The 12,756-nt window shown below is 41.4% G+C and carries 11 protein-coding genes; 6 read left to right on the top strand and 5 right to left on the bottom strand.

Translation table 11 applies throughout. The features are described from left to right. Nucleotides 1-65 precede the first annotated feature (65 nt). The 3 genes from WH223_RS13965 to WH223_RS13955 form a co-directional block, all read right to left on the bottom strand. Nucleotides 66-353 (bottom strand): hypothetical protein, encoded by a 288-nt coding sequence (locus WH223_RS13965; RefSeq protein WP_340048359.1) that lies wholly within the window; start codon nucleotides 351-353, stop codon nucleotides 66-68. A gap of 124 nt (nucleotides 354-477) precedes the next feature. Continuing rightward, a complete protein-coding gene (locus WH223_RS13960) occupies nucleotides 478-837 on the bottom strand; it encodes a hypothetical protein (protein WP_340048358.1) in 360 nt (119 codons plus the stop codon). Between the two features lie 124 nt (nucleotides 838-961). Next, the gene (locus tag WH223_RS13955; RefSeq protein WP_340048357.1) at nucleotides 962-1,897 is read right to left on the bottom strand and encodes a hypothetical protein; all 936 of its coding nucleotides are present in this window, start codon (nucleotides 1,895-1,897) and stop codon (nucleotides 962-964) included. 208 nt (nucleotides 1,898-2,105) lie between these two features. Between WH223_RS13955 and WH223_RS13950 the strand changes: the two genes are divergently transcribed. Beyond that, complete coding sequence (locus WH223_RS13950; protein ID WP_340048356.1) at nucleotides 2,106-2,522, top strand: OsmC family protein; 417 nt, start codon at nucleotides 2,106-2,108, stop codon at nucleotides 2,520-2,522. Here the strand turns inward: WH223_RS13950 and WH223_RS13945 are convergent. Continuing rightward, a complete protein-coding gene (locus WH223_RS13945; RefSeq protein ID WP_340048355.1) occupies nucleotides 2,515-3,561 on the bottom strand; it encodes a DUF2157 domain-containing protein in 1,047 nt (348 codons plus the stop codon). The genes WH223_RS13950 and WH223_RS13945 overlap by 8 nt on opposite strands. Before the next feature lie 155 nt (nucleotides 3,562-3,716). Here WH223_RS13945 and uvrA point away from each other — a divergent pair, with 155 nt between their 5' ends. From uvrA to WH223_RS13920, 5 genes are read left to right on the top strand one after another with little or no spacing between them, the layout of a single operon-like run. After that, nucleotides 3,717-6,575: an excinuclease ABC subunit UvrA gene (gene uvrA / locus WH223_RS13940; RefSeq protein ID WP_340048354.1), complete on the top strand. Its 2,859-nt coding sequence runs from the start codon at nucleotides 3,717-3,719 to the stop codon at nucleotides 6,573-6,575. Nucleotides 6,576-6,587: 12 nt separating this feature from the next. Then, a complete protein-coding gene (mutL, locus tag WH223_RS13935; protein ID WP_340048353.1) occupies nucleotides 6,588-8,462 on the top strand; it encodes a DNA mismatch repair endonuclease MutL in 1,875 nt (624 codons plus the stop codon). 16 nt (nucleotides 8,463-8,478) lie between these two features. Further along, a complete protein-coding gene (locus WH223_RS13930; protein WP_340048352.1) occupies nucleotides 8,479-9,189 on the top strand; it encodes a rhomboid family intramembrane serine protease in 711 nt (236 codons plus the stop codon). Nucleotides 9,190-9,191: 2 nt separating this feature from the next. Then, nucleotides 9,192-10,070, top strand: coding sequence for a rhomboid family intramembrane serine protease (locus WH223_RS13925; protein ID WP_340048351.1), 879 nt, complete (start codon nucleotides 9,192-9,194; stop codon nucleotides 10,068-10,070). Nucleotides 10,071-10,073: 3 nt separating this feature from the next. Further along, a complete protein-coding gene (locus tag WH223_RS13920) occupies nucleotides 10,074-11,192 on the top strand; it encodes an endonuclease/exonuclease/phosphatase family protein (protein ID WP_340048349.1) in 1,119 nt (372 codons plus the stop codon). Here the strand turns inward: WH223_RS13920 and WH223_RS13915 are convergent. Next, nucleotides 11,189-12,637: a S41 family peptidase gene (locus tag WH223_RS13915; protein ID WP_340048348.1), complete on the bottom strand. Its 1,449-nt coding sequence runs from the start codon at nucleotides 12,635-12,637 to the stop codon at nucleotides 11,189-11,191. The two genes, WH223_RS13920 and WH223_RS13915, sit on opposite strands and share 4 nt — an antisense overlap. Nucleotides 12,638-12,756: the final 119 nt, after the last annotated feature.

Here is a 12,756-nt window from a genome sequence, read left to right as displayed (position 1 = left end):
AAATCGCTTTTTTAGTTTGACACACACAAAACAGCTACGAGGATAACAAGCTCTGCTCTTACCCTCTAGATACCTTCAAGCTCCGCTATGGTCAACTTCGTAAAACGAGCGATTTCGTCTAATGAAACACCGGCCAACTTCATCTCACGAGCAACAGTAAGAACACCCTCTCTCAAACCGTCCTCCTTACCTTCTTTCAAACCTTCTTTCAAACCCTCCGCCTTACCTTTCTTTAGCCCTTCCTCCTTACCCTTCTTTAGGGCAACCGTAGTTGCACGCTTAACAGCCTGTTTTGTAACAATATCTAAAATATCCATCTTAATTCCTCCTCCGGTTAATTTAAATGCATCCATTGTAGTACAACAACCAAGAATAATGAACAAAAGCAGTTTCCATACGTATAAAACGTATCGAAAATCACCTTTTTAACTTTACACACAAAACAGCTACGAGGATAACAAAGTATGCTCTTACCCTCTAGATAGCGTCAAGCTCCGCTATGGTCAACTTCGTAAAACGAGCGATTTCATCTAATGAAACACCGGCCAGCTTCATCTCACGAGCAACAGTAAGAACACCCTCTCTCAAACCGTCCTCCTTACCTTCTTTCAAACCTTCTTTCAAACCCTCCGTCTTACCTTTCTTTAGCCCTTCCTCCTTGCCTTTCTTTAGCCCTTCCTCCTTGCCTTTCTTTAGCCCTTCCTCCTTGCCTTTCTTTAGCCCTTCCTCCTTACCCTTCTTCAGGGCAACCGTAGTTGCACGCTTAACAGCCTGCTTTGTAACAAAATCTAAAATATCCATCTTAATTCCTCCTCCGGTTAATTTAAATGCATCCATTGTAGTACAACAACCAAGAATAATGAACAAAAGCAGTTTCCATACGTATAAAACGTATCGAAAATCACCTTTTTAACTTTACACACAAAACAGCTACGAGGATAACAAAGTATGCTCTTATCCTCTAGATAGCGTCAAGCTCCGCTATGGTCAACTTCGTAAAACGAGCAATTTCATCTAATGAAACACCGGCCAGCTTCATCTCACGAGCAACAGTAAGAACACCCTCTCTCAAACCGTCCTCCTTACCTTCTTTCAAACCGTCCTCCTTACCCTTCTTTAGGGCAACCGTAGTTGCACGCTTAACAGCCTGCTTTGTAACAATATCTAAAATATCCATCTTAATTCCTCCTCCTGTTAATTTGTTTAATCGCGCATCAAAGTCCCGATTAACACACTCACTATCAATATACAAAAAGTTTTTCAAGAAAATCATAAAGCTTTTCACGTGTTCATAACTATGCTTCTGCTTGAGTAGACATTCCGCAATTCTCAATCTAGCTTCCCCTAGATCAACATCAGAAACATACCCCTCAAGAAATGCCTTTTGACACGCTAAAATTACCAGAGCAAAGATGTTACCCCCCATCCCCAACAATTCCTCTTCACAGTGATCAAAAATATGATAGCAAAAAAAAGAAAAATATATACGCGAGAAAAAACCTTCCGCACTATAATGATTCGGTCTCTTCTGTCCCTGAGCTCCTGTATAAATAACAATGGTATCGACAGGCATTTTATTCTTGTCAACCAGTCGATAATAATATTGAAACAACCGAAAAGAAAAATCCTTTTGACTCGCCCCTTCGATTTCCGTATGCACTAAAATCCACTTCTCAGCACCACTTTTGAGGTAGACTTTAGCCAGCATATCAACAATACGTTTACCTGTGTTACGCCCTCGTTGAGGCTGCAAAAGAGCCAGCTCCGTATTCAGGAACTCAATAGGTCGATTAAAATCAAAAACTACATCAGCTTCGGGATGCAGAAAGCGCAAGAAGTCTTCAAAGTATTTCTCCAATACCCCTTTCAACAATTCATCATTTTGTTTAGCGAACATAGGCTTCGCACAATTGGTTTAACAACAATATACCAATTATCCTCCTTGATTCTATAGGTGCAATTGTTAAAGTTGGGCAACAATACATCCCTTCAAAAAGCGCATATGCCTACAGGAACAAAACAAACCTATCTACACATCCAACGATAGGGCTTTCACCTTGCTTATACGCCGCATTTTAGTTAAATTTGAATCTAAATCAGCCCATATGAAAATCCATTTAGAGCGAAAAAATAAAGCGGTCCATTTTGAAGGATCTAGTGAGTTATCACCAATAAAAGTACAAATTGATGGTTCTGACGCTATCGGCGGAGAGGGAAAAGGGGTCCGTCCGATGGAATTAGTATTAATGGCCTTAGGTTCCTGTAGCGTATTCGACTTGAGCACAATATTGAAGAAACAACGTCAAGATGTTCAAGACATTCAAGTAGAAGTGGCTGGTGAGCGTCGTGATGAAGTACCTAACATTTTCACAAAGATTCATATCTCCTTCACCCTTAAGGGAGATATCGATATCGAAAAGGCCCAAAAAGCAGCAGAATTAGCAGTCAAAAAATACTGCTCTGTACATGATATGCTCGCTGCAGGCGGTGTAGACATTACCTACAGCTTAAAATTTAATTAGGACTATCCTTACGCCATAATTTTTCGGCCCATCTTCCGACCAGCCAAAACGAAAGTGCTAGCACAAGAAAGAAGATGGTCCGATTTATATTATCCCACAGATACTCCACAAAACGAGTATATAGGTTTAAAATAAAAAATACGAAACCAATATCCCGAGAAGCATTATCTTTCGTTTTCATGCCATAAAGCGCCAAAGCCAAGGACAAAAGAATTGCTAATACACCCCAATAAAGGATATGAAACTGCCGCACCTGTGTCCAATCATCAAAACTAGCGTAATTACCAAAGATCGATAAGCACCATAAGGCAATCATCGTATAGAGCAATCCAACCACATAGCTTGTCGGCTGAAAGGTGCGAATACGCGCTATTCGTGGCTGAACAAAGGCAGAAAAAATAGTCAGCAGCATGCCAAACAAGGTGAAACGAAGCGGGTAGTTCATTCCCCAGAATTTAAATCCCCAGTTACTTCGGTAAGCCGTTTCTGTCGCAAACCATATTCCCAACGCCACCAAGGTAAAAACCCACAGAAGGGTAGAGTCTAACTTCACGGCAAGAAAAGCATAAATCCCTATAGACAATAAAAATAAGAGCGTATACTGACTCGTTCCACGATCGAGCACCTGCCCTAAAAAGCCTATGCACGCCGCTGTCGCAAAAGCGCCGGCAAGCATCATTGTCTCATTAGAAAAATTCTTATCGGGATATTTATTTTTATGACGGAAGCCCAAAAGGTAGAAAAAGCAAGCAATAGCACCAAAGACACCACAAAAAACAATGTTAGGAGCCTCATAGAAACCCGTCACAAAACGAACCAAGGCGTCATCGGCAAACAAGGAGAGCACCGAAAGAACGAGAGAAACCAAGGCAAACCAAAAGGCATAACGCGCCAGCACTTTCCATTCAAAGCCTTTCTCTTGGATGGTATCCCGCAAAAGGTTTGCTTGTTCATGGCTCAGACTATCCGTATCTTCCCAATATTGTAATGCTTGGTCGACAATTTCCTTTTCCTGCTTACTTAAATCTAGTTTCTTCAAGGTAATATTTTCTATAATGCCAAACAGTTAGCCTATGTCTTTCGGCTCTTAACTGTCTACTGAATTTCAAAATTAGCAATTTCCACGGAACACAGGCAAGGTACTCCGCTTAAAAATCTGTACCTTTGTATCTTGCAAAAATCAGAAGAAAAAAAATGAGTTCCTCCAAACAGCATAACCACATCGATTTAGGCGAACAAAGTGAAATAGAAGTATTTGGCGCCCGTGTTCACAACCTTCAAAACATTGATGTTACTTTTCCAAGAAATGAACTCGTTGTTGTAACTGGTTTAAGTGGCAGTGGAAAATCATCCTTAGCCTTTGATACTATCTATGCAGAAGGTCAACGCCGCTACATGGAAACATTTTCGGCCTACAGCCGTCAATTTTTTGGAGGTATGGAACGTCCTGATGTAGATAAAATTTATGGATTAAGCCCGGTAATTTCTATCGAACAGAAGACCACAAACAAAAACCCTCGCTCAACGGTCGGAACCATTACCGAAATATACGATTTCTTACGTTTACTTTATGCTCGCGCCAGTGATGCCTATTCGCATGTCACAGGAAAGCTGATGCAACGTATGTCGGAAGAGCAAATTGTAGAAAAAATATTAACGGAATTTAAAGATGAAGCGATTTACATCTTGGCTCCTGTAGTCAAAGGTAGAAAAGGTCACTATCGCGAGCTCTTTGAGCAAATCCGTAAACAAGGATTTTCCAAGGTACGTGTTGATGGTGAAATCTTAGACATCGCACCCAAAATGCAGGTAGACCGCTACAAGATACACGATATCGAAATGGTCGTTGACCGCCTATATGCAACGGAGGATGATAGCAAAAGGCTTTACACCTCGGTTATGCAGGCGATGAAAAGTGCCAAAGGTATTATCAAAATTGCGAACAAAGAAGGACGTGAGCACTTCTTTAGCCGCTACTTGATGGACCCTGAATCCGGCATTTCATACGATGAACCGCAACCAAATAGCTTCTCCTTCAACTCTCCATATGGGGCATGCCCACGTTGTGATGGATTGGGCTACGTCTTTGAGATTGACAAAGACAGCGTCATCCCAGATAAAAAATTAAGCATCCAAAAAGGCGCTATCCTGCCTTTAGGTCCTGCACGTGAATCTTGGACCTTCCAAGTCGTTAAGGCTGTAGCAAAGAAATTTGATATATCAACGACAGCTCCTATGGAAACATTACGTGAGGAAGATATAAATATGCTCCTTTTCGGTGGAGAAGAGAGCATTCCATTGACAATTTCTTACGGCAGCTATGGCTCTCGTGAATACAAAGTTCAGTTTGACGGTATTTTTAAAATGCTAGAAGAGCTTAACAGCCGTGGGGGAGAGGACGCTGGAAACGTAGACGATTTCAGAACGCAAGTTGTTTGTCCTTCTTGTGAAGGCGCTCGCTTGAAACAAGATTCGCTCCACTTCAAAATAGATAATAAAAATATCTATGAGCTAGCAAACATGGATCTCACGAACCTACAAAGCTGGTTTACCGGTATTGAGGAGCGCCTTAGCGAACGTCAGAACACCATAGCTTCGGAGGTCCTTAAAGAAATACGCACACGTATAGGCTTCCTCCTTGACGTTGGCCTTAGCTACTTATCCCTGAACCGTTCTTCTAAAACGCTTTCCGGAGGCGAAGCTCAACGTATTCGCTTGGCCACACAAATTGGTTCTCAGCTTGTGAATGTGCTCTACATATTGGATGAGCCGAGTATTGGCCTTCACCAACGTGACAATGAGCGATTAATAAGCTCATTAAAAAATCTACGCGATATCGGGAATTCGGTATTAGTCGTAGAGCATGATAAAGACATGATCTTGAATGCGGACTATGTCATCGATATGGGCCCCGCAGCAGGTGTAAACGGCGGAACAGTCGTTGCGCAGGGAACTCCCGACAAGATTTTAAAATCTAATTCTTTAACGGCACAATACCTGAATGGCAAGAAAGAAGTGGCCATCCCAGCAACACGCCGTAAAGGAAATGGTTTAGAGCTATCTTTAAAAGGAGCAACAGGCAATAACCTTAGAAATGTAGATGTAGACTTCCCTTTAGGGAAAATGATTTTGGTAACGGGCGTCTCTGGGTCGGGCAAGTCAAGCTTAATCACAGGAACATTATACCCGATTCTTAATAAACATTTCTTCCGGGCGAAAGCGACACCAATGCCTTACAAGAGCATTGATGGCTTAAAGCACATCGATAAGGTTATTGAGATTGACCAAAGTCCAATTGGACGTACACCACGCTCTAATCCATCAACATACACAGGTGTGTTCTCTGATGTCCGCAGCCTTTTTGTTCAGTTGCCGGAGGCAAAAATAAGAGGCTATAAGCCAGGAAGGTTCTCTTTCAACGTGAAAGGTGGTCGTTGTGAAACCTGTCAAGGAGCTGGCTTGAAAATTATTGAGATGAACTTCTTGCCGGATGTGCAGGTACCTTGTGAAACCTGTCAAGGCAAACGCTATAACCGCGAGACACTCGAGGTACGCTACCGCGGAAAGTCAATTTCGGATGTATTAGACATGAGCATTGACGACGCCGTTCCATTCTTCGAAAATATTCCGTCGATCTACAGAAAAATTAAGACGCTTCAGGATGTAGGCTTAGGTTACCTAACGCTAGGTCAATCATCAACTACTTTATCCGGTGGTGAGGCACAGCGCGTAAAATTAGCCACCGAATTGTCAAAAAAAGATACAGGAAACACGTTCTATATTCTTGATGAGCCTACAACAGGCTTACACTTTGAAGATGTAAACGTATTGTTGGGTGTGATAAATCGCTTAGTAGACCGTGGAAACACCGTTCTTATCATTGAGCACAACCTTGATGTGGTGAAAACTGCTGACTGGGTTATTGATATGGGGCCTGAAGGTGGTAGAAATGGCGGACAATTAATGTTTGCAGGTCTTCCGGAAGACCTTATCAAGGAAAAGAAAAGTGAAACGGCGAAGTTTTTGAAATTGGAGATGCAATCATTTTCGTAACTTTGTTCTTGTATGTCGGATATCATTCAGTTATTACCAGATTCGGTAGCCAACCAAATTGCAGCGGGAGAAGTTGTACAACGCCCTGCCTCAGCAGTTAAAGAGCTTATCGAAAATGCTATCGATGCGGGAGCAGATAAAATAAAATTAATAGTCAAAGACGCCGGGAAAACACTAATCCAGGTGATTGACAACGGCTGTGGCATGACTGTCACAGACGCTAGGCTGTGCTTTGAGCGACACGCGACATCCAAAATTCGCAAAGCGGAAGATTTATTCGCTATCCGAACAATGGGTTTCCGTGGGGAAGCAATGGCTTCCATTGCGGCTATTTCGCAAGTAGAGCTTAAAACACGCCGTATAGAAGATGAATTAGGAACCATCATCCACATTGAAGGGTCCAAAATAGTTGATCAGCACCCTGAGGCTGTGCCTGCAGGAACAAGCATTTCGGTTAAAAATTTATTTTACAATATACCAGCACGTCGGAATTTTCTAAAAAGCAATTCTGTAGAGATGCGTCATATCATAGACGAATTTCAACGTATCACCCTAGCGCATCCTGAAATATTCTTCAGTCTGCACAGCGAAGGTAATGAACTTTTCCATCTCCCTGCGGAGACATTGAAACAACGTATCGTTCACCTTTTCGGGAACAGTTACAACCAACGTTTAGTACCTGTAGAAGAGGAAACTACTATTATCGATATCAATGGTTTTGTTGGAAAACCAGAGTTTGCTAAAAAAACTCGTGGTGAACAATTTTTCTTCGTCAACAAGCGTTTCATAAAAGATCATTATTTGAATCATGCTGTAATGAATGCGTATGAAGAAATCTTAGCCGGAGAAACTTTTCCGCTGTACGTATTATTTATCGACATCGATCCTGCAAAAATTGATATCAACGTTCACCCAACGAAGACAGAAATAAAATACGAAGATGACAAGTCTATCTACGCTATTTTACGCTCGGCGGTGAAACGTTCACTAGGTCGTTATAACATCACGCCGACGCTTGATTTCAACCAAGAGACAAGTTTCAGCGGCTTTATTACGGATAAACCTCTTGATGAGATACAGGCGCCGACGATTACGTTCAACCCTGACTTCAATCCTTTCGAGCAAAAAAGGTCGAATGCAGCATCACGCTCTGCGGCATATGCTGAAGGCTTTGAAAAGAAAACGGGGATTCCACAAGATTGGGACACGTTATATAAAATCACAGAAGAGGAAGAGGATATAGATGAGCAATTATCACTTATCCCAGAGGAACCCGAGCAGAAAAAACCTGTTATCAATGTAATTAACACAGAAAATAGCAAGCAATTTTTCCAGCTGCACAACCGTTTTATTGTTTCTCAGATACATTCTGGTTTTATGTTGATTGACCAGCAGGCGGGCCATGAGCGCATCCTATTTGAGCACTATCAAGAGCAGCTAGAAAATAATCAAGGGAGTAGCCAGCAGAGTCTTTTCCCACAAACATTAGAGTTAAACCAAGCAGATTTCGCTTTGATGGAAGACATTCTTCCTGAAATTCAAAGTCTAGGGTTTCAAATCCGTCCTTTTGGAAAAACTACGTATATTGTAGATGGTATTCCTGCGGATTTGGGCACTGGCATCAGCGAAACAACGATACTTGAGCAATTATTAGAAGATTTTAAAAACAATAAAGACGAACTTAAACTTAGTAAACGAGAAAACTTAGCGCGAAGCTTAGCTAAAAATGCATCAATAAAAGCAGGACAAGCCTTGGACAACCAAGAAATGGCTGAACTAATTGATCGTCTTTTTGCCACAGCCTCCCCAAATATCTCTTTACATGGCAAGCCCATCATTGTGACCATCACGTTACAAGAATTGATGGAAAGATTCGGAAAAAACTAATTTTATAAAACAGCATATGAATAATCTTTTTTCAAACTTAACTCCAGTTGTTAAAAATCTATTAATCATAAACGTCCTCTGTTTTATAGGGTCTGCTATTTTTACGCAGTCTACGCATTTTTTCGGCATTTACTACCCCGACTCACCTTTCTTTCATGTATGGCAGGTGGTCACGTATATGTTTATGCATGGAGGATTTAGCCACATATTTTTTAATATGTTCTCGCTATTGATGTTCGGACCAATTATCGAGCAAATATTGGGGCAAAAGCGTTTTTTAAACTTTTACTTAATTAGTGGTCTTGGAGCATTAGTATTACAATATGGCGTTCAAGCATGGGAAGTACACCAAATAACGGGTACCGTCCGCGCACTACAATTTCTCGATTTTAACATGCTAACAAATCAAGTTTCTACAAACTTGAATATATCAAGAGCAGACTTCAATACCTTAACAAGTATTTATGGAACACCACTAGTAGGGGCTTCCGGGGCTATTTATGGGTTATTGTTAGCCTTTGCCTACCTGTTTCCGAACATGTCTTTATACTTGTTCTTCATCCCTGTTCCGATCAAAGCGAAGTTCTTTATTCCTATTTTAATTCTTATTGAGATTTACTTAGGTTTTTCAAACAGTGGTAGCTCAATCGCCCATCTGGCACATGTTGGTGGTGCTTTATTTGGTTATTTACTGCTTAAAATGTGGGGTATTAGGAAAGGAATATAATCATGAGACAAAGTGGATTAAAAACTTTCTGGACGAATACCTATACTAAGGATACACCTATTCCTATCCTTATCTCCATTCAAGTTATCCTCTTTGTCGTCATCTTTAGTTTTGATTTACTGAAGGAAGTAGGAATCATTCAAATCCCGCTCTATGAGCTTAGCGTAAACTACTTAAGCCTACCTCTTTCATTTCAGCATTTCCTACAGCAACCATGGTCACTGATTAGTTTTCCATTTTTGTATACCGGGATTTTCACGCTGCTATTTGATTGCTTGTGGCTCTTCTGGATGGGAAATACATTTTTGGTGTTTCTAAACAAACGCCAGCTGCTGTTTATTTACCTTTCTGCTCAACTATTAGGTGCCATTTGTTTCTTAGCAGTAGGGACAATTCCTGCCCTTCAACAAAGCACACAAACATCCTTCCAAGGAGCGACTTTCGGATTGGCGGCGTTAGCAACGGCTATAGCGACTCTTGTTCCGCAGATGGAAGTGCGTATGCTCCTTCTTGGAAATATACGCTTAAAATACATTGCACTGGCCTTCGTAGGCTTATCAATTATTTTCAATGCCCTCACGAATAGTGCCGCAGCCATAGCCATTCTAGCCATGGCAATCTGGGGTTTTATTTTCATCAAACAGTTACAGGAAGGGCGCGATTTTAGCAAAATTTTGCAAGCGAGAGCTAAGAAATCAAAATTGAAAGTCGTTTACCAAAATCATCACGCAAAACCAACGGTAACAAATCGAGGCAGCAAACATGTGCCAAATCAAGCTGAGGTCGACGAAATCCTAGATAAGATTTCCGTAGGCGGATACGAAAGCTTAACTTCACGAGAAAAAGAAGTATTATTTAAAGCGAGCGAGAGCGAGTTGTAGACAATGGCAAAAAGGAAACTCTTAAAAAAGGACTTAGGCTTTTTCAGTAAAACAGTATTTCTCGGCAATATCATTGCGGTTATTTTACTGTTGCTAAGCTATTCGGCATCCTTTATAAATCCTATTGTTGTGTGGCCTATAGCTTTTTTCGGGTTAGGCTACCTCCCTATCTTACTAATAAATCTTGGTTTTGTCGCTTACTGGGGGCTACGTCGATTTAAATACACGCTCTTATCACTCATCCCTATTCTTTTGGGATGGAGCCTGCTGACTAAGCATTTCGGTTTTCGCAAGGCTGTCGATGAGCCTAAGAAAACGGAAAACAGCATGCGTATTATGACGTATAATGCGCACCTTTTTAAAGATATCAAAGACAACGAAAACCCTGACATCAAGAATGAGGTGCTAAATCTCATCAAAAAAACAGACCCTGACGTGCTTTGTTTTCAGGAGTTTTTCACAAAAATAAAAGGATCTAAAAAGTTTGTTGACCGCATTAATGAAGAAGCAGGCTTTGGAAATTTTTATTTCGAGCCCGTCATGAAAAGTCGCTCTGAGGCCTATGGTCAGGTTATTTATTCTAAGTTCCCGATTATCAATTCGGGCGTTATCGCTCACAAAGAGTATGGCATCAATCGCATTATTTATGCCGACATTGTCAAGGAGCAAGATACCATCCGTGTATACAATGTACACCTCCGCTCATTTGCCCTACAAAATGAGGATAAAGAATTCGTACAAAACCCATCGGCGAGCAACGAGCCAAACGAAGATATGTCGCGCCGTTTAGGAAGAAAGTTGAAATTCGCCTTTAATAAAAGAAGTGATCAGGCGGCAGCCTTAAAGCATCACATCGACTCTACACAATATCCGATTTTGGTGATGGGCGACTTCAACGATACACCGATGTCGTATAGTGTCAACTTGATAAGTAAAAATCTAAAGAATACATTTCAGGAAAAAGGACAGGGCTGGGGCGTAACGCACTACGAAATGCTCCCTATCTTCCAAATCGACTACATCCTGTGTAGCAAGCGATTTGAGGTTGGCAGCTACAAAATAATAAAAAAGAAATTATCTGACCACTACCCAATTTTTGCAGACGTAAAATTGCTAAACTAGCCGTCTGCTTTATTAAAATGGTCTATCGCCCTCTTCACGAAGACATCACTTCGATTTTTAACCTTAAAATAAGCCTCTCTACCGAAATAGTACCGACCTACTAAGGCTTCAATATCACTCTCTATAACTTCACGCAAATCATTTTTTTTACGATCCGGAATAACAATTCCCGCTGCGCGTACAAAATCAATGAATTTATGGTACTCATAGTCTGGCAAATTATAACCCGTTAGGAAGTTGTCAATAGAATAAGCAGGGAGCTTCTTGGTGAAACGTCCATACACAAACTGGTCAACAAGGCCGTAACGAATTAATTGTTGATAAGGGCCATAAAAAGAGCTTGAATCCAACGGCATTTGGATATCAGGCAAGATGCCTCCGCCACTGTACACCGCCTTGCCGGCCTTTGTTTTATAGGTCTGTCCATGTGCATACAGGGTGTCTAGGGCCCACAAACCGCTATACATGCTATTAAAATCCACCATATTGGACCAATTCGGCGTATACTTCTTCTGAATGCTACGTCCTAGGGGCGTAAAATAGCGTGCTATACTTAAATTGATGGTCGACCCATCAGAAAAGCCAAACTGCTCCTGTACGATTCCTTTTCCGTAAGAACGGCGACCAATGATAACACCACGGTCCCAATCTTGCACAAAACCGGCAACTATCTCACTCGCCGACGCTGTCTGTTCATTAATCAATACAGCAAGCTCACCATCAGCAAAACCACCTCCTTCGTCGGAGAAATAATCCTGACGTGTTTCATGCGCTCCTTCGGTGTATACGACCAAACGACGGTCTTTAAAAAAGGCACTCGCCATTTTTATCGCCACATGAAAATAACCACCACCATTATCACGTAAATCTAGGATAAGTTTCTGAGCACCTTGCTTCTTTAGCGCTGCAATAGCAGTGTTAAACTCCTCGCCAGTATTAATCCCAAAACGTCGAACCTTAATATAGCCTACAGTAGGCTTAATCATATATACAACATCAAGAGAGCGAACGGTTACCTGATCACGGATCACTTTAATTGCTGTAGGAAGCTCTGTATCATCTCGTTTAATTGCAATATTAACTGATGTTCCACGTGTACCGCGGATTAAAGCCTCGATTTCTTCTTGTGAAATATTAACGCCAGCAACAGACTTATCGTCAATACGTAACAACTTATCGCCTACACGGAAACCCGCTTTCTCCGCAGGTCCATTATTAATAAGGGAGACTACCAATAAGGTATCACGAAGGTTAAAATATTCCATACCTATCCCTTCAAAGGTACCGTCAAGAATCTCCGTTTGTCGTGCAGCCTCATTGGGCACCAAATACGTAGAATAGGGATCTAAGTGGGAAATAATATGATTAATAGCACCATTCTGTACGGAGTCGATATTTACACTATCGACATAAGCGCTGTTCAACAGGTCGAGCAACTGTTGCATCTTCCAACTATTATCAGACAGACCAATGGGCACCAAGCTGCTACCCGGTCGTGTGCCCTGTTGGTTGTCATAATTTTGCCTAAAATAATAACCAAAAGCAGAACGCCCGCATAAGTTGC

Source organism: Sphingobacterium sp. MYb382 (assembly GCF_037572665.1).
In the GTDB taxonomy this organism is placed as follows: domain Bacteria; phylum Bacteroidota; class Bacteroidia; order Sphingobacteriales; family Sphingobacteriaceae; genus Sphingobacterium.
Note: the sequence above shows the minus strand (reverse complement) of the source record. Positions and strands in the feature narration are given on the sequence as shown.